Annotated in this window: 16 protein-coding genes; 8 read left to right on the top strand and 8 right to left on the bottom strand. The window is 64.0% G+C overall.

What is annotated here, in order from left to right:
* Positions 1-50: 50 nt before the first annotated feature.
* Positions 51-1,073, top strand: coding sequence for a histone deacetylase family protein (locus M0D67_RS26220; RefSeq protein ID WP_266240328.1), 1,023 nt, complete (start codon positions 51-53; stop codon positions 1,071-1,073).
* Between the two features lie 265 nt (positions 1,074-1,338).
* Positions 1,339-2,085, top strand: a complete 747-nt coding sequence (locus tag M0D67_RS26215; RefSeq protein ID WP_171927293.1) for a glucose 1-dehydrogenase — start codon at positions 1,339-1,341, stop codon at positions 2,083-2,085.
* A gap of 128 nt (positions 2,086-2,213) precedes the next feature.
* Here the strand turns inward: M0D67_RS26215 and M0D67_RS26210 are convergent, their stop codons facing one another.
* Positions 2,214-3,095: a LysR substrate-binding domain-containing protein gene (locus M0D67_RS26210; RefSeq protein WP_171927294.1), complete on the bottom strand. Its 882-nt coding sequence runs from the start codon at positions 3,093-3,095 to the stop codon at positions 2,214-2,216.
* A gap of 118 nt (positions 3,096-3,213) precedes the next feature.
* Between M0D67_RS26210 and M0D67_RS26205 the strand changes: the two genes are divergently transcribed.
* The 4 genes from M0D67_RS26205 (at position 3,214) to M0D67_RS26190 (ending at position 7,042) form a co-directional block, all read left to right on the top strand.
* Positions 3,214-4,443 carry a 2-aminoethylphosphonate--pyruvate transaminase gene (locus M0D67_RS26205; protein WP_171927295.1) on the top strand — a complete coding sequence of 410 codons (1,230 nt, stop codon included), beginning with the start codon at positions 3,214-3,216 and terminating at the stop codon, positions 4,441-4,443.
* 76 nt (positions 4,444-4,519) lie between these two features.
* On the top strand, positions 4,520-5,323 hold the full coding sequence (gene phnX / locus M0D67_RS26200) for a phosphonoacetaldehyde hydrolase (protein ID WP_154560769.1): 804 nt from the start codon (positions 4,520-4,522) through the stop codon (positions 5,321-5,323).
* 157 nt (positions 5,324-5,480) lie between these two features.
* Positions 5,481-6,512: a diguanylate cyclase gene (locus M0D67_RS26195; RefSeq protein WP_266240327.1), complete on the top strand. Its 1,032-nt coding sequence runs from the start codon at positions 5,481-5,483 to the stop codon at positions 6,510-6,512.
* A 161-nt stretch (positions 6,513-6,673) separates the two neighbouring features.
* Positions 6,674-7,042: a DUF995 domain-containing protein gene (locus M0D67_RS26190; protein ID WP_266240326.1), complete on the top strand. Its 369-nt coding sequence runs from the start codon at positions 6,674-6,676 to the stop codon at positions 7,040-7,042.
* Positions 7,043-7,074: 32 nt separating this feature from the next.
* Here M0D67_RS26190 and M0D67_RS26185 read toward each other — a convergent pair whose 3' ends face one another.
* From M0D67_RS26185 to M0D67_RS26170, 4 genes are all read right to left on the bottom strand, one after another.
* Positions 7,075-9,963: an Hsp70 family protein gene (locus M0D67_RS26185; RefSeq protein ID WP_266240325.1), complete on the bottom strand. Its 2,889-nt coding sequence runs from the start codon at positions 9,961-9,963 to the stop codon at positions 7,075-7,077.
* Complete coding sequence (locus M0D67_RS26180) at positions 9,960-11,810, bottom strand: Hsp70 family protein (protein ID WP_266240324.1); 1,851 nt, start codon at positions 11,808-11,810, stop codon at positions 9,960-9,962. Before M0D67_RS26180 ends, M0D67_RS26185 begins: the two co-directional genes overlap by 4 nt.
* Positions 11,807-12,403: a DUF2760 domain-containing protein gene (locus tag M0D67_RS26175; protein WP_154560772.1), complete on the bottom strand. Its 597-nt coding sequence runs from the start codon at positions 12,401-12,403 to the stop codon at positions 11,807-11,809. Before M0D67_RS26175 ends, M0D67_RS26180 begins: the two co-directional genes overlap by 4 nt.
* Positions 12,404-12,698: 295 nt before the next feature.
* The gene (locus tag M0D67_RS26170) at positions 12,699-13,595 is read right to left on the bottom strand and encodes a LysR family transcriptional regulator (protein ID WP_171927299.1); all 897 of its coding nucleotides are present in this window, start codon (positions 13,593-13,595) and stop codon (positions 12,699-12,701) included.
* A gap of 133 nt (positions 13,596-13,728) precedes the next feature.
* Between M0D67_RS26170 and M0D67_RS26165 the strand changes: the two genes are divergently transcribed.
* A complete protein-coding gene (locus M0D67_RS26165; protein WP_154560774.1) occupies positions 13,729-14,388 on the top strand; it encodes an NADPH-dependent F420 reductase in 660 nt (219 codons plus the stop codon).
* Positions 14,389-14,674: 286 nt separating this feature from the next.
* Positions 14,675-15,262, top strand: coding sequence for an ATP phosphoribosyltransferase regulatory subunit (locus tag M0D67_RS26160; RefSeq protein WP_168435714.1), 588 nt, complete (start codon positions 14,675-14,677; stop codon positions 15,260-15,262).
* Between the two features lie 4 nt (positions 15,263-15,266).
* Here the strand turns inward: M0D67_RS26160 and M0D67_RS26155 are convergent, their stop codons facing one another.
* From M0D67_RS26155 to M0D67_RS26145, 3 genes are read right to left on the bottom strand one after another with little or no spacing between them, the layout of a single operon-like run.
* A complete protein-coding gene (locus M0D67_RS26155; protein ID WP_266240323.1) occupies positions 15,267-16,559 on the bottom strand; it encodes an FAD-binding oxidoreductase in 1,293 nt (430 codons plus the stop codon).
* On the bottom strand, positions 16,556-17,305 hold the full coding sequence (locus M0D67_RS26150) for an amino acid ABC transporter ATP-binding protein (protein ID WP_266240322.1): 750 nt from the start codon (positions 17,303-17,305) through the stop codon (positions 16,556-16,558). Before M0D67_RS26150 ends, M0D67_RS26155 begins: the two co-directional genes overlap by 4 nt.
* Positions 17,302-17,958, bottom strand: a complete 657-nt coding sequence (locus tag M0D67_RS26145) for an amino acid ABC transporter permease (RefSeq protein ID WP_266240321.1) — start codon at positions 17,956-17,958, stop codon at positions 17,302-17,304. Before M0D67_RS26145 ends, M0D67_RS26150 begins: the two co-directional genes overlap by 4 nt.
* Positions 17,959-17,981: the final 23 nt, after the last annotated feature.

The following is a 17,981-nucleotide window of genomic DNA, read 5'->3' as shown; positions in this document are numbered from 1 at the left end:
CGTGCGATGATGGCCGTACCGGCCTACGCCTGAAGCAAAGGAACTGGAATATGCAGACGTTTTTTCATCCGGCGCAGTTGAAGCATCATCCGCGCAGCTATCTGTCGCGTGGGCAGATGCGCACGCCGCAGGAAGTGCCCGAACGTGCGTTGCGCCTCGTGGAAGCCGTGAAGAGGCTCGGCTTCGACGTGCAGGAACCGGCGGATTTCGGTGCTGCGCCGCTCGCCGCGGTGCATGGGATGAACTATCTGCGCTTCCTCGAAGAAGCGCACCGCGAATGGAAAAAGATCCCCGCGGAGTGGGGCGACGAAGTGATGTCGAACGTGTATATCCGCGAGAACAATCCATTGCGCGGCGTGCTTGCGCAAGCGGCACGCTATCTCGCCGATGGTAGTTGTCCGGTCGGCGCGGATACCTACGAATCCGCTTACTGGTCGGCGCAGAGCGCGCTGGCCGGCGCGCACGCGATTCTCGACGGTGCGGGTGAAGCGTACGCGTTATGCCGCCCGCCGGGCCATCACGCGCGTGCCGAAGCGGCCGGCGGTTTCTGCTATCTGAACAATGCGGCGGTTGCAGCGCAGGCGCTGCGGCAGAAGTACGGGCGCGTCGCGATTCTCGATACCGACATGCATCACGGCCAGGGCATTCAGGAGATTTTCTACGGTCGTGACGACGTGTTGTACGTGTCGATCCACGGCGACCCGACAAATTTCTATCCCGTGGTAGCCGGTTTTGAAGACGAGCGCGGCGCGGAGAAAGGCGAGGGCTATAACGTCAATCTGCCGATGCCGCATGGTTCAACGGAAGCCGTGTTCTTCGAGCAAGTCGACGCGGCGCTGCGCGTTCTCGCCCGTTTTCAACCGGATGTGCTGGTCGTTGCACTGGGCTTCGACATCTACAAGGACGATCCGCAATCGATGGTGGCGGTGACCACCGAGGGCTTCGGCCAACTCGGCGGCCAAATCGGTGCGCTGAAACTGCCGACGTTGATCGTGCAGGAAGGCGGGTATCACATCGAAACGCTCGATGCGAATGCGCAGTCGTTTTTCGGCGGGTTTGCGTCGAAGCGATGAAGCCAGGCGGGTGTCGCGCCGGCGTCAGCGTCGGTGCCCGCCGCGCCTTTGTTTGACCGTCCCTCGTGTGTTCCGCCCCCAACGTCTTTCAGATTGTTCGGCTCATCCGACGTATCTATTCGTTTCCAGCCGCTTTATCCATGCGGCCAGTGTGCCTACATTGTGTCCAGTGACAGCGCCACTGCATGTCCCGCTTCATCGGCGTCCATCCCGCGAATCTTCGCGACAGCGACGCCGGCGCGAACTCCATCCAAAGGAAACGATCATGAGCAAACTCACAGGTAAGGTTGCGGTTGTAACGGGCGCATCGAAAGGTATCGGTGCAGCGATTGCGAAAGCATTGGCGGCGCAAGGCGCATCGGTGGTGGTGAACTATGCGTCCAGCAAGGCCGGCGCAGACGACGTGGTCGCCGCAATCACCGCAGCGGGCGGCAAAGCAGTGGCCGTTGGCGGCGATGTTTCCAAGGCAGCGGACGCGAAAGGCATCATCGATGCGGCAGTCGAAACCTATGGCCGCCTCGACATTCTCGTCAACAATTCCGGCGTGTATGAGATGGCGCCGATCGAAGACATCACCGAAGCGCACTTCCACAAGCACTTCGACGTGAACGTGCTGGGCCTGCTCCTGGTCACGCAAGCGGCGGTGAAGCATCTGGGCGAAGGCGGCAGCATCGTGAACGTCAGCTCGGTCGTCAGCCGCATCACGCCGCCGGGCAGCTCGGTCTATACCGCCACCAAGGGCGCGGTGGACGCCATCACCGGCGTGCTCGCACGCGAACTCGGCCCGCGCAAGATTCGCGTCAACTCTGTGAATCCCGGCATGGTTGAAACGGAAGGCACGCATACTGCCGGCTTCATCGGCTCGGACTTCGAGGCCTGGGCGGTCAGCACAACACCGCTTGGCCGTATCGGTCAGCCTGACGATATCGCCGACGTCACCGTGTTCCTTGCCTCCGACGACTCGCGCTGGATGACCGGCGAAAGCCTGATCGCCAGCGGCGGTTCGCGGTAAAAGGATTGGCGAGCAGCGTGTAGTGGTGGGTTCGTATGGCGATGCCATGCACTGCCTCGACACGCGCCCCCTGCGCCAGAACCGCATGAAAACGCCGCCGGGCAATCGTTGCCCGGCGGCGTTTTGTTTCATTGCGCCGCCATAGTAGCGGCGCTTGTCAGCTCCACCGCAAACAACGCGTCCAACAGATTCGACCCCGGCCTTTCAGCGAGCCGCGTGAGCGATTCGATCATCTGCACCTGACAATCCTGAAGCGGAATCATCCTGATCCGCCGCGATTCATTGAATTCGGCGCGCGCGATCACGCCCACCCCCATGCCTTGCGCGACCGCTTCCTCCAGCGCTTCACGCCCGTCCACGTACATCACCGGTTCGACCTGCAACGACTCGCGCACCAGTTCGATTTCCAGCAATTGCTGAGTGACCGATTGCCGCTCGCGAAAAATCATCGGCTGTTGCACGAGTTCCGCGTAGCTCAGCTTGCGTTTCTTCGCCACGGGATAGCTCACCGGCACCATGGCCACCAGCGGATCGCGCCGCAGCACGCGTGACTCGAGCCGGCTGTGCACCTGCGGGGCGGCGGTAATGGCGGCGTCGACCGCGCTCGACAACACGCGCTGCATGCAATCCGCGGCATTGGCGATCGAGAGCGTTACGACGATCCCCGGATGCAGCTTGCGAAAGGCGCCAATCAGCGCGACGGCCAGATCGGGCGCGTCCGCCACCAGCGAGAGCGAGCCGGACTCGAGCCCACCCGCGGATTCGAGCAGTTGCCGCGCGTCGCGCTCGCAGCTAAGCATCTGCCGCGTCACGGTGAAGAGACGCAGGCCGAGTTCGGTGGTTTCGACGCCGCGCGGGCCGCGCTCGAACAATTTGACGCCGTAATCCTGCTCGAGCCGCTTCACGTGATCCGACACCGCCGGCTGCGTGAGCGACAGCGCTTGCGCCGCTTTGGAAAACCCGCCGTGTTCCGCGACCGCATGAAAGGCCCGCAATTGCGCGTATTGCACGTCTGCCTCATCGAGAGATAAGTTTTTACGATACCTGCATCGATTATATCGATTTTACCGATGGACAGCCTTTCTGTACCGTGTCATGACCGCAACAGCGATATCGGAGATTCCGACCATGGAAAGCGCGATCGACAGCTCCCCGACAGTGTCCGCACTGCCTTCAACCGTGATGTGTGCCGCACCGGCCCAGGGCGAGCCGTATCTGTTGACGCCGGGACCGCTGACCACGGCGCTCTCGACCAAGGAAGCGATGCTGCGCGACTGGGGTTCGTGGGACGGCGACTTCCGTGCGATGACCGCTCAACTGCGCCGCAGCCTGCTGGACATTGCCGGCGACAGCGACGGCGAGTACGACTGCGTACCGCTTCAGGGCAGCGGCAGCTATTGCGTCGAAGCCATGCTCGGCAGCCTGATTCCGCGCGACGGCCACGCCCTGGTTCTGGCCAACGGCGCCTACGGCAAGCGCATCGCAACCACCCTCGGCTATCTCGGCCGTGCCTGCACGGTGCTCGACAAGGGCGACTACCTGCCGCCGCGCGGCGCCGAAGTCGAAAGCATGCTGGACGCCGATCCGCGCATCACGCACGTGGTCGCGGTGCATTGTGAAACGAGCTCCGGGATTCTCAATCCAATCGAAGAAATCGCCGCCACCACCGCTAAAAAAGGTCGCAAGCTGCTGATCGACTCGATGAGCGCATTCGGCGCGGTGCCGCTCGATGTGCGTCAGATTCCTTGCGAGGCGTTTGTCTCGTCGGCGAACAAATGCATCGAAGGCGTGCCCGGTTTCGGCTTCGTGATCGCTCGCAAGCGTGCGTTGCAGGAGGCCAAGGGCCGTAGTCATTCGCTCTCGCTCGATGTGTACGACCAGTGGGACGTGATGAACCGCACCGGCCAATGGCGCTTCACGCCGCCGACGCATACCGTCGCCGCGTTTATCGAAGCATTGCGTCTGCACAAGCTCGAAGGCGGCCAGGCCGGGCGTCTCGCGCGTTACGCGAACAATCGCGACGTGCTGGTCGCGGGCATGCAGGAACTCGGCTTCGAGCCGCTGCTGAACGCGCGTTGGCGCTCGCCGATCATCGTGACGTTTTTTGCGCCGGCGCATCCGTCGTTCAAATTCGAGCACTTCTATGAATTGATGAAGAAGCAGGGTTTCATCATCTATCCGGGCAAGCTGACGGTGGTGGACAGCTTCCGCATCGGTTGCATCGGTCAGGTGGATGAGCGCGTGATGCACCGCGTGGTGCGGGCCTGCGCGCAGTCGCTGCAAGCGATGGGCGTCGCGCATGCCGCGCCGCCTGCGGCGGCGCTCGAAGAGCGCAAGACTTTGGCCGAAGCGGCTTGAGCAGCGCGGCTTGAGTGCGGAATACAAACGCGCGGCACGTCGCGCGAGCCTTACAACCTCCAGAGAATCGAAGTAAATGAAACACGTAAAAGCAGTGATTTTCGACTGGGCCGGCACGGTGGTCGATTATGGTTCGTTGGCGCCGATGGGTGCGTTTGTCGAGACGTTCGAGCAGTTCGGCGTGTCGATCACGATCGACGAAGCACGTGGCCCGATGGGCATGGCCAAGCGTCCGCATATCGCGGCGCTGATGGCCTTGCCGCGCGTGTCGCAAGCATGGGCCGACAAGTACGGCCACAAGCCGGGCGAAGCGGACATCGACGCCGTGTACGACGTCTTCGTGCCGAAGAATATCGCGGTGGCCGCGAGCTACAGTTCGGTGATTCCGGGCGTGGCGGAAGTGACGAGCGCGCTGCGTAGCGACGACATCCGGATCGGCACGACCACCGGCTATACGCGCGAAATCATGGCCGAGATCGTGCCGGGCGCGGCGGCCCAGGGTTTTTCGCCGGATAGCATCGTGTGTACGGGTGACACGCCGGAAGGGCGTCCGTCGCCGTACATGATCTACAAGACGCTGCCGGAATTGGGTGTGTGGCGTGCGAAGGATGCGATCAAGGTCGACGACACCGAGGTCGGTATCGAGGAAGGGATCAACGGCGGCACGTGGGCGGTGGGTGTTGCCGTCAGCGGCAATGCCTTCGGTATGGCTGAGGACGACGTCAAGGCATTGGCGCCGGATGAATTCGCATGGCGGCGCAAGGTGGCGATCCAGAAGTTGCAGGCCGCCGGGGCGCACTATGTGATCGATAGCGTGGCGGATCTGATGCCGGTGGTGCGTGACATCGATGCGCGGTTGGCGCGAGGCGAGCGGCCTTAAGCGAATGCGAGGCACAAAGGCGTTCGGCTGCACCGCAGAAGATCCGGATTACGCGATCGCAGGTTGCAATTGTCTGCTGAATGAATCAGCTTCCTACCGCTCAAGTTTCGAATGCAGATGCCGTTGACACGAGCTAGTCACTTCCGGGAACCCAGCCGTGCAACTCGCTTACAGTAACGATCGTCTGTCCAGCAGGATGTTGGTTGATCCGTCCGCCGCTGGCGAACCCGAGGTGGAATCGTCGGTCATCGAGTGGTTGTTGCATGACGATCAGGTGATGCGCGAATGCTTCACGCACGCGGCGGAAATCCTGAAGAGCGTAACCGGCGCGGCGATCACCGCGATCACGTTGCTCGACGAGGAGCATCAGCACTACCGGGCCGAAGTCGGCATGGCGATGCCGCTCGTGACCCGCGCTCGTTCGCTGGCCGACTACGCGGTGCGCGACGCGGAGTTGTTCGTCATCGAGGATGCCCACGACGACACCCGTTTCGGTGAATGCATGCTGGTGCAGCGCCATCCCTTCGTGCGCTTTTACGCGGCGATTGCACTGCGCGCGCCGAACGGCGAGATCGTCGGCGCCCTGTGCGCGATGGACCCGGCACCCGGCCGCCTGGATGCGTCGCAACGCGGCGTGTTTTACCACCTGCGCGCGATGATCGAAAACGATCTGAAAATGCGCACGGCCACCGCGATCGACCCGCTCACCCAGTTGTACAACCGCCGCTTCCTGCTGGAAAGCATCGCGCGCAAGTGGAAAGACGCACGCGAGGGCGACGTGATGGGCTCGGTGGTGGTCGACGTCGACTGGTTCAAACAGTACAACGATACCTACGGCCACCAGGCGGGCGACCATTGTTTGCGCAAGGTGGCTTCGGTGATGCAGGCGGCGGCCGATGGCGAGCGCATCATCGCCGGGCGCATGGGTGGCGAGGAGTTCGGCCTGCTGGTGCTGCGAGCGGAGCCGGTGGCGCTTGAAGACACACTCGAAGCGCTGCGGCAGGGCGTCGAGGATCTGGCGATCGAACATCGCGCCTCGCCGCTCGGCATGGTGACGGTGAGCGTCGGCGCCTCGTTGACGCGCATGACCGAGGGGTCGCGGCTGGCGCATCGCGAGGGCTTCGCGAGCGCGGACCGGGCGCTGTATCGCTCAAAACACGACGGCAGGAATCTGGTGACGATGGCTTAGGGCAGGCCGCCTCGCGCGGGGACGGGTCTATACGGAAGCTCGCTGACGACGGTGCGGTTCCCGTCGGATCATAGCGGCGCGATAATGCACTGCAGTCCACACAGACGACCCGGCCGGTTTAGCCGGACGGCGTCGCTAACCGGTGCAAGCGGAGGCGGCCTATGAACGCGCTTGGCAGATCCACACTGCTGGTTCTCACCCTGGCGTCGGCGGTTTCAATGGCCGATGACCAGACGCCCATGACCAAAGAAGCACTGGCGAAGGCGGTGCCAGGCTCGACGATGGAGCGCACGAACGACAGCGGACGAGTCAGGAACTGGACCAATAACGAAGACGGCAGCGCCACGATCACGCGCATGCCCCGACCAGGCGGCAAGCAGGGCGTGCAGAAGACATCCGGACACTGGTCGATTTCCAATGACGGCCGCTACTGCCTGACCGAAGACTGGTCCACCAAAGAAGGCGGTCCTGTGGACTGGTGCCGTCACGTCGTGGCCGGACCCGGTGGGGCACTGCAGTTCGTCAACTGACCTTCGCGCAGTGCCCGCACCCTGGCGCTCGCTCATGGCGTTGCAGTTATCAGCTTCAGCCCCGCAGGCAGCGATTCTCCGAACACCCGGCCTTCGTCGGCGTCATCGAGTTCCACGGTCTCGCCGACCATCGTGATCCACGCGCGCGGCGCATTGGCCGCTTCGAGTTTGCGCACCACGGTATGGCGCAAGTCTTCGGGCAGGTCGCGCGAGCGGTCGCCGGTCATGCGGGCGATCTGCACGGCGGCGAACGCTGCGGGGTCGACCTTCTTCCAGTCGAGCGCGAGGATCGTGTTCAGCCAAAGCGCCGCGATGTCCGGCGGCACGACGCTATGCGCGCTGCCATAGAACGGCCGCCGCGCACCGATGCGCCCGACCGCCCACCAGCTCTGATGATTTTCCGCGGGTTTCTTCAAGCGCGTGAGCACGGATTCGCCGAGCTCGATCTTGCGTTCGACCGGAATGCGTTCGAGCGACGCGCTTAGCCTGACCATGTCGGTGAAGCCGGTTTTCGACACGTCGAAGGGCAGTTTGTGACGCGATTGCGCGGCCGTTTGCAGATAGGCCATCGCGTCGAGCACGCGTAGTTGCGCGCTTTCGTCGAGCCCGCCCGCCGCGCGGCGCCATAGCGTCCACCATTCCGACCACACCTGGCTTTCGTTGACGTACTGGATGCCGTCGTCGAAGAGCGACCAGAGTTGCTCCACACGCCATTCGTCGAGCGGATAGCCGAAGCCGGGCCGCACGCAATAGCCTGCGAGATTCAGCCACAAGCGTTCGTGGTCCGCCGAGCGCCGCCGGCGCCGCGCACGCTCCCACAGCGCGCCGAACAGTTCACGCAGCAGCGCGCTGTTCCAACCTTCGCGCGGGCCGAGCAGTTGTTCGAGTTGCGAGCGCAGGCGTTTGATTTCTTTCGGGTCGACGTTTTGCGCGCGTGTGCCGAAGCAGCGGTCGATATGGTCGATCGCCTGGTCGAGCGCGGGGTGCCGGGCTTGTGACGCATCCGCCGCCAGGTTCACCTGAGCATCTTCGCGGCGCAACTGGAATTCGAACAGCCAGCGCTGCGCCGGATTGTCGAGCTCGATGCAGTGGACTTCGAGCGTGCCCACTTCCGTGAGAGAGGTTGCGATCTGTACCGCGGTTTCGCCGCGCGTCGTGCTCGCGCCGCGCTGTTGCACGATCGTCGCAATAGGTGGCAGCCGAACGAAATCGCCTTGTGCAAGGTCGGCCATCTCGCCTGGTTGATAGATCGTATCCGCGCTTGAAGAGGCCAGGTGAAATCGCACAGGGTGCCCGAGGCGCAGCGCGAATGTTCGGTCTTCGATCCGGATTTCGTGGCCTTCTTCGGTGCCGCGCGGCAGCAGGCAGATGCCGCGTTGCGCCGGTTCGGCGTCTCGTTCGTCATCGCCGGTTTCGTCGAGAACGAGGAAGTAACTGCGTGCCGAGCCGCCACCGATTTTCGGCGCCTGGCCAGCGCGCGCGAGGGCATAAGCGACCGCGCCGCGCGCCACGGCGACGTCGGGATTGTCGTTGTGCAGAACGTTGAGCGGTTCGCCGCGCCACGTGCCCAAAGTGCTGGACAGGCGTTGCGCGAGTGCTTCAGCGCGGAACACGCCGCCGTTCAGTAACAGCGTGTCGGGCACCGGCAACGGCTCGTCCTGAGCTTCGCCCGCACCGGAGGGAAGCGCGGAGGAATCAGTAGCCGAACCCAGCGCCTTACGCGACTGCGCCGCGAAGCGATTCAGAAACGCCGCGATATGACGCGTGACCGCCGCATCGGTGGCATAGGGCAGGCCGAACTCGACAATCGCGCCGCGCGGCCTGCCCGGCCGTTCGTTCGATGCCACCGCCGGAAAGAATCCGTCGACGATGATCTGCTCGACTTCCTCGCGCGTGACCTGCGCCGTGCGCGCGCCGCCGATCAGCTTCGAGCCTGCGCCGAGCAGCGTGATCGAAGCCGACTCCGGCGCGTCTGGGCCGAGCAGTTGTTCCTTCGCGCCGCGGCAACGCTCGACCAGTTGCGAGAGGCTCGCCGCCGATAGACGCGTGCGCTCGTTGCCCGCTTGAGGCAAACGCGCCTCGACGCGATGCGCGAGCGCGAGATCCATGTTGTCGCCGCCGAGCATCAGATGGTTGCCCACACCGATACGCGTGAGCTCCGGCTCGCCGTCACGCATGCGGACTTCAATCAGCGTGAGGTCGGTGGTGCCGCCGCCCACGTCGCAGATCAGTACGAGTCGCGTGTCCGCCAGTTCGGTCGCAAGGCTTTCGCGATGATGAAACAGCCAGTCGTAGAACGCGGCCTGCGGTTCTTCGAGCAGCCTTAATGTGGGCAGGCCCGCCATCCGCGCTGCTTCCACCGTCAGCGCTCGTGCGCCTTCGTCGAAAGAAGCGGGCACCGTCAGCACGATGTCTTGCGCTTCGAGTGGCGCGTCGGGAAAGCGTTGATTCCAGGCCGCCCGCACGTGCGCCAGATAGCTCGCGCTGGCTTCGACCGGCGAGACCTTGCGGACATCGTCCGCGGCGCCCCACGGCAGGATCGGCGCGACCCGGTCCACCGACGCGTGCGACAGCCAGCTTTTCGCACTCGCCACCAGCCGTCCCGGCACCTGGCCGCCGAGCGCACGCGCGAGCCTCCCGATTACTACTGGCGGATCCTGCTGATTTTCGACAGCTTTATCGATCGAACCGTCAGGCGCGCTCCACGGCAACTGCAAATCGCCCGCACTCAGCTCGCCCGGCGCCGCGTGATACCGCACCGAAGGCAGCAGCGGCCGTGAGGAGACTTCGCCGAGACTCACCAACTGATCGATCTCGAAGACGCGAATCTCCTGCGAGCCTGCCGCAGCATAGGCCAGCACCGTGTTACTGGTGCCGAGATCGATGCCGACGCTGTAGCGCTTCAGCTTCACTTCAGTCATGCATTGGCGTTGCCGCGCACGTCGAACTCGACCTTCCAGCGTTCGTCGGTGCCGCGCGGCACGGCTTCGAGTTCGAGCGTGCCGGCTTCCGTCACGCGCGCACGCAGCTTCACCGGCACGACTTCACCAGCGGTGCGGCCGGCGAACGGCAGCGTCGCCTGGATTTCCTCCAGTTCCTGCAACTCCTCGGGCCCCCAGAAGTCGAGCAGCGTGCCGACCTGATCCTGACGACGCACCGACGATCCGAAGAAACGGAAGTGCACCGGCTCGCCGACGACCAGGCCGAACTCCTGCGCCGGCAGTTCGGCGTCCGTACCTTCCTCCATGCCGAACGGCGCGACGCACAGCGCCTGCACCGGCGGCTCGAGACCGGGGACGGCGGGCATCGCCGATTCGATGGCGATGTAGTACGCGCGTGCGGTGCCGCCACGAATACGCACGCCCTGGCCGCGCCGTACATAGCCGTAATAAGCCGCGCCGCGCGCGACGGCGAGATCGAGATCCGCGCCTTCGAGCAGGCGTGCCTGCGGCGCACCTTCGGCACCGAGCCAGCCATTGAGCGTGCCCATGATCCGCTCGACCAGCAGCGGCGACTTGAACACGCCGCCGTTGAAGAGCACTGCAGTGGGGTGCAGGAAAGTCGCGCCTTCCGTCGTGACGATATCGCGCAAGCCTTCGAGTTCGGCCAGCGCGCCCACCTGACGGCCAAGGAAGGCCGCCAGATGCCGCGTGATGCCCGCGTCCTGCGCATACGGCAGGCCGAGTTGCGTCAGACCGGCACGCGCGCGGCTCACCGGACGCGCCGCGCTATCCACCTGCGGGAAAAAGCCTTCGAGGATCGTCTGGGTCAACTCCGCACGCGTGAGTTCGGTGCGAATCGAACCGCCGATCAGCTTCGAACCGCGGCTCGGTACGACGAGCGGTACGGTATCGGTCGACGGATCGCTGAGCAGCGTTTCCTTCGCCGAGCGGCAGGCATAGGTGAGGGCGCGCAGTTGCCACGCGTCGGCCTGGGTACCCTGCGCGGCAAGTTTGCGCGCGACCACGTGGGCAAGCGCGAGGTCCATGTTGTCGCCGCCGAGCAGAATGTGTTCGCCGACCGCGACGCGATGCAGTTCGAGATTGCCTTCGCGCTCGATCACGGCGATCAGCGAGAGGTCGGTCGTGCCGCCGCCGACATCGACCACGAGAATGATGTCGCCGACCTTGACCTGCTTGCGCCATTGGCCGCCGCTCTTCTGAATCCAGCTATAGAGCGCGGCTTGCGGTTCTTCGAGCAACGTCATACGTCCGTAACCGGCGGCTTCCGCTGCTTCGGCGGTCAACTCGCGTGCGGCCGGATCGAACGATGCAGGGATCGTTACCGTGATGTCTTGCTGGCTGAACGGTGCGTCCGGATGCGCGTGATCCCACGCTTCGCGCAGGTGCGTCAGATAGCGCACCGAGCTTTCGAGCGGCGACACGCGAGCGACTTCAGGCGGCGCGTCGTTCGGCAGAATCGCCGCGCGACGATCGACGCCGGGATGGCACAGCCAGCTCTTGGCGCTCGACACGAGCCGAATCGGCGTGGCCGCGCCGCGGCTGCGGGCGAACTCGCCGACTGCGAATTCGCGCTGGCCGGTCCACGGGAGGTACAGGTCGCCGGAGGCGAGTTCGTCCGGATGCGGCAGGTAGAGGAACGAGGGCAGCAGATCGAGGTTGTCGATCGCGCCGGGACCGGTAAGTTGAGCGACCGGCAGCACGCCTTGGGCGGTCTTTTCACCATCGCTGGCCGTGGTGTCCACGTAGGACAGCGCGCAGTGCGTGGTGCCTAGATCGATACCGATTGAAAAGCGTGCGTCGCTCATAGCTCCACCTCGGCCGGTGCGATTACCTTGGCGTTATGGCTGTCGGTCAGCTTCGGCAGACGCACTTCGTCGACACGCCAGCCGCGGTGGCTGATGCTGCCGTTAAACGGCGCCTTGCCGACCACATTGCCGGTCAGGCGAATCGAGGTGGCGTCGAAACCTTCGGCCAGCGTCACGCGGCTGCCTTCGGCTTCGTCGCGCACCGGACGGATCGTGAAATGCTCGCGCAGCGTCGTGCGGCAGCCGTCGTGCACGAGGCGGGCGGCGGCGCCGATGTCGGCGTCGCTATAGGCCTTGATATCTTCTTCGACGAAATCGATGAAGCGCGCGTCGCGTTGCAGCAGGCCAAGCAGTTGGAGTGCGGCGTCCGGGCTCGCTTCTTTCAGCGTGGGCGCCGGTTGCGGGGCTGGAGCCGGTGCCGCGGCAGGAGCGGGCGTGGGTGCGGGTGCAGCGCTCGCGGCAGCGACGCCACCTGCGTCGCCGTTACGCAGACGCAGCACCCCGGCGGCGAATTCGCCATCGCCGAGGATGCTGAAAAACGTACTGACGGCAAGTGAAATCCTGCCGAGGAAAGACGGGTTCGAATCGGTCATGAATGCTCCTGAGGGGCTCTGTTAAAGGACGAGCTGTCCTGGCTGCGCCGCAAGCGACGAGCCCGGCGTGCCTGATTGGCGTGCTGGGCCGTCGTCATGCGTCATTGCGAGGGTCGGCGGCAAGCCTGCCGCCGAGGTCTGATTCATCCGGATTCGCGGCGCGTTTTGCGCGCGCAAAACCGGTATTTTGCCTTGTCGCGCGCTCGACGCGGGCAAAGGCGGGAATTCTAGCGGCTAATGGGTGGAGATTGGCGGGTGGCGCAGGCCGTCTTCCGGATGTACCCGGCTGCCCATTTCACGCGGCGTGCGGCCCGAATTCGGCCACCACCTGATCGATAAACGCGCGCAATTTCGGGGTGGCGCGGCTGGCCGGAAACACCAGATGCATGGGTCGCGCGGGTGCTTCGTAGCCGTTCAGCAGGCGTACCAGCCGGCCCGCGGCGAGTTCGTCCTTCACCGCCACTTCGGGCGCGAGGATCACGCCGCCGCCATTGAGGGCCGCGGCCAGCAGCGCTTTCACGTCGTTGGCCTGAAAGCGGCCTGAGATCGGCACCACGTGTTCGCCCTGGGCATCGGCGAAATGCCATTCGGTTTGAACCGGCAGGCTCGTATAGACGAAGCTCAGGCACTCGTGCTCCGCCAGCGCTTGCGGCGTCTGCGGCTCGCCGCGCTCGGCCAGGTAGTCAGGCGACGCGCAGGCAATCAGCCGGTACGGCATCAACTGTCGGGCGATCAACGACGAATCCGACAGCGAGCCGAGACGGATCGCGGCTTCATAGCCTTCGTCGATCAGATCGACGAAGCGGTCGGTCAGCGCCAACTCGACCCGTACCTCGGGATTGGCCTTCAGGTAGCGCGTGATCATCGGCGCGAGACAGCAGGTGCCGAAGGTCACTGGCGCGGTGATGCGCAGACGCCCGCGCGGCGAGGCAGACAGCTCCTGCGCGACCGATTCGGCCGCGTCGGCATCCGCCAGCAGTGCCTTGCAGCGTTCGTAGAAAATCTGGCCGATCTCCGTGAGGCTCTGGCGGCGCGTGGTCCGGTTAAGCAAACGCGCGCCAACGCGCTCCTCCAGCGTACTGACATGCTTGCCGGCCATCTGCGCGGAGATGCCGAAGGCGAGCGCAGCCGCGGCGAACGAGCCGCTGTCGGCGGTTTTCACGAACACGGCCATGCTGGTCAAGCGGTCCATGATTCACCACTGCTGGTTTCGACAGTCATCAAACTACGCCTGTTTATCCGATTGAAGTTTTGAATCATAGTGCTTCTCACCGATGGGCGGACGCTCAACCGAGTGCTCCGCGGATAAACATGGAGTGTGAAACATGAAGATAGGCATTCTCGGCGCCGGCTTTCTCGGCCGCGCGATGGCGACCGTCGCGAAGATCCATGGTCACGAAGTCATGATCAGTAATTCCCGTGATCCGCGAACTTTGATCAGTACGGCCGCGGCGCTTGGCTGCGCGCTCGGCACGGCTGAAGAGGCGGCGAAGTTCGGCGACGTGGTGGTGGTGACCGTGCCGTTCAGCAACATTGGCGCGCTGCCGGTTGCGGCACTCGACGGCAAGATCGTGATCGACACGTGCAACTACTATCCCGACCGCGACGGCCACATCGAGGCGCTCGACAGTCGCTCGACGACCACCAGTCAGATGCTGGCCGCCGCGTTGCCTGGCGCGAAGGTGGTCAAGGCCTTCAACGCGATTCTGGCGAGGGACCTCGAAACGGACGGCAAGCCTGCCGATGCGCCGAACCGCCGGGCATTGCCGTTCGCGAGCGATGACGAGCAGGCCAAGCACGTCGTGCGCGGGCTTCTCGATCAGTTCGGCTTCGATCCAGTCGATGCCGGTGCGCTCACCGACAGTTGGCGCTTCGAGCGTGCGAAGCCGGTCTATTGCATTGCGCTGGATCGCGCGGGCATCGTTGAAGGATTGGCGGCGGCGCAGCGGGACGTCGAGTTGCCGCATGGATCGTGGCGGCATTGAGGGGAGCGTGGCGATGTGTTCCCAAAATTAAATCGATGTGCGACTATGCCCTCCATGGAATCCCGTAACGTACTGTTCATCTTTTACCACCATCACGGTCGCATGCAGTTGCGCCGTGGTTCGTTACGTCCATAGCAGGGAATCGGGACTTTACTGATCCCGTTTCGTGCACCAACGACCAAGGCGCCCCCAGGGCGCCTTTTTTTATTTCTACGCACAAGAGGACCAGACATGACCATGATCCGTGGAACCCGTTTTATCGTCGGAACCGAAGCCGCGCAGATTCGTGCACTCGAAAATCGCTTCCGGAGCTACCTTCATTGAAGCCGGGGCAGAGGAGGCGATCGTTCCTGCGCTGTGGGGACAAGACACCTTCATCCAGAAAGCCGGTGGCAGTGAGGTCATCGGGCAGATGTGGGCTTTCCCGGACAAGAAAGGCAGACCCTGCTGTCTGATCCCGGAAGCGACAGCGCTGTTCCAGGAGCGCTGCAAGGAATTGCTGGGACGGCAAACGGAGCGCATGGTGTTCTACGTCGCGCGGTGCTATCGGTATGAGCGGCCTCAGGCAGGCCGTTACCGCGAATTCTCGCAACTCGGCTTCGAATATCTTTGCCCGGATCCGCAACGGGCCAACGTGCGCAGTCAGGAGATCGTGGCGGGTTTTCTGGATTCCTTCGGACTGCGCTACGAAATCGACAGTTCGGCTCGACGCGGTCTTAGCTATTACCTGAACGGCATGGGCTTCGAGATGCGCTGCACCGAACTCGGCGCGCAACAGCAGATCGTCGGCGGTGGGGCGTATCGGGAAGGTGCGGGTTTTGGCATCGGCGCAGAACGGTTGCTGCTGGCGATGGTGGCTCAAGGAATCGTATAGAGGGCTAACTCATCGCATCGAGCAACCCATACCACGCAACCCCGGCGCTGATATAAAAGCGCTGAAGCGCATGCAGCGGGATCCGTCGGATTGATGTCGGCGGCAACGGCAGTCCACGCGTCGCGCCTGCCAGATGCGCGGCGAGGTGTTTGCCGAGCGTCGTTGCCATCGCGATGCCGCGGCCGTTGTAGCCCAGCGCGATCGTCAGCCCCGGTGTGGGCAGGTGAACATGCGGCAGGAAATCCCGCGTGATGGCGATGCGCCCGGCCCAGCGATACTCGTACTCGACTTCCGCCAGTTGCGGGTACAACAATCTGGCCGCACGTTCGAGGTGTGCCCAGTCCGCCGCGCCGCGTGGTTCGCGAAAAGGTCCGCGGCCGCCGATCAACAGGCGGCCTTCGCTGTCGCGCCGGAAGTACAGCAGCAAGCGCCGCGAATCCGACGCCACTTCGCGCCCGGGCAGGATGCTTGCGCTGATCCTCGCGGCCAGCGGCTTCGTCGCCACGATGAAGCTGTTCGCCGCGATCACCGACTGCGCGATCCCCGGCCACAGCGAATCGCTGTATCCGTTGGTTGCAAGCAGGACCTGACTCGCGTCGATGGTCGGTCCTTGAGCCGTGTGAATGCGCCATCCATCGGCGCGCTGTTCGAGGCGGTTCGCGACCGTCGCGCCGTGAATCGCCACGCCACGCGCGAGGGCAGCGCGCGCAAGTCCCCGCGCGTAGCTGAGCGGTTGCACGCTGCCCGCGCGGCGGTCCACCCATCCCCCGACAAACGCATCCGTTCCAAGCCGCTGCGCAATCTGCGCGCGATCGAGCAACTCGACGCGCGCGCCACGCGATTCCCACTGGCGCGCACGCGCATGCAGCGTATCGAGCAGCCTGGTCGAATGCGTGGGCTGAATCCAGCCGGCGCGTGTCGCATCGCATGCAATATCGTGGCGCTCGATCAGATCGAACACCGTCTCGGCTGCGCCGCCCGCCATCCTGACGAGCGCGTCGCCGTCGTCCGGGCCGAAACGGCGCATGAGCTCGTCGGGGTCGTACTTGAGACCCGGAATCACCTGTCCACCATTGCGTCCCGATGCGCCCCAGCCCGGCTCGTTCGCATCGATCACGCAGACGTCCATGCCGAGTTCGCTCAAATGCAGCGCCGTGGATAAACCCGTGTAACCCGCGCCCACAATAGCCACCTGGACACGCTTCGATGCATCGAGAGGCGGCGTGCGCACCGCGGCCTCAGCGGTGGCAGCCCAGAGCGACGGCGGCAACGGCTGGCCGGCTTCTACTGACTTCATTGAGCGATTCCATTCGACGTGGGCGTGATCATGCGGCGCAGAAAATCGCGCGTGCGCGGATGAGAGGGCCGCTCGAGCAGATCGGCTGCCGCGCCTTCCTCGCAAATGGTGCCGTCGTACAGAAAGCACACGCGATCGGCCACCTCGCGCGCGAAGCCCATCTCGTGCGTGACAACAATCATCGTCATGCCGTCGTTCGCGAGTTGCCGCATTACGCCGAGCACTTCGCCGACGAGTTCCGGATCGAGCGCGGAAGTCGGTTCGTCGAACAGAATCGCTTTCGGCTCCATCGCCAGAGCACGCGCAATGGCGACGCGCTGTTGCTGGCCGCCCGAGAGTTCCGCTGGATACGCGTCCATCCGGTGCGCGAGGCCAACCTTGTCGAGCAGATGCCGCGCTTTCTCGCGCGCCGCATCACCGGCTTCCTTTTTCACATAGAGCGGCCCTTCGCAAACGTTCTCCAGCGCCGTGCGATGCGGAAACAGATTGAAGCGCTGAAACACCATGCCGACCTGCGTGCGCAACTCATGGATGTGCTTCGACCTGGCGTCGACGCGCACGCCTTCGACGGCGATCGTGCCTGCGTCGTAGGTTTCGAGGCCGTTGATGCAACGCAGGAGCGTCGACTTGCCCGAGCCCGAGGGTCCAATCAGACAGACGACCTGGCCGGCTTCGACGTTGAGGCTGACACCCTTGAGCACTTCCTGATCGTGGAAGCGCTTGTGAATGGATTGAACTTCGATCATCGCTTTCCCTTCTGACCGAGACGGCGCTCGAGGCGCCGCAAGCCGTAGACGAGCGGCAGGCTGAGCGCGAGATAGAGCAGCGCGACGAGCGTGAATACCGTCATGTTCTGGAACGTCGACGACGCTATCAACTGGCCGGCGCGCGTCATTTCCGCGACGGTGATGGTCGAGGCCAGCGACGAGTCCTTCAGCATCATCACGAGCGTGTTGCCATACGGCGGCAGCGCGATTCGAAACGCTTGCGGCAGGATCACGCGACGCATGATCAGCGCGCCACGCATGCCGATGGATTGCGCGGCTTCGATCTGGCCGTGGTCGATTGCCTGGATGCCGGCGCGAAAGTTCTCCGCCTGATACGCCGAGTAGGCAACACCCAGCCCGATGAAACCCGCCTGGAACGCGCTCAACTGCACGCCGAGATCGGGCAGCACGAAGTAGATGTAGAACAGCTGCACGATGATCGGCAGGCCGCGAATCACGTTGATGAACGTGGCCGCCGCGTTCGAGAGCACCTTGTTCGACGACACGCGCATCAGCGCCAGCACGAGGCCGAGGAGCGTACTGAGAACGAACGCACAGAAGGTGATCTCGACGGTGACGACCGCGCCTTTCAGCAGGATCGGCAGGAAGTCGAGCGCATTCTGGATGAACATGACGTGATCTCCTCAGGAAGCGA

Origin of the sequence: Paraburkholderia sp. SECH4 (assembly GCF_030511745.1) — a bacterium.
GTDB lineage: Bacteria > Pseudomonadota > Gammaproteobacteria > Burkholderiales > Burkholderiaceae > Paraburkholderia > Paraburkholderia madseniana.
The sequence above is the reverse complement of the archived record's forward strand: the minus strand, read 5'-3'. Positions and strand labels throughout refer to the sequence as shown.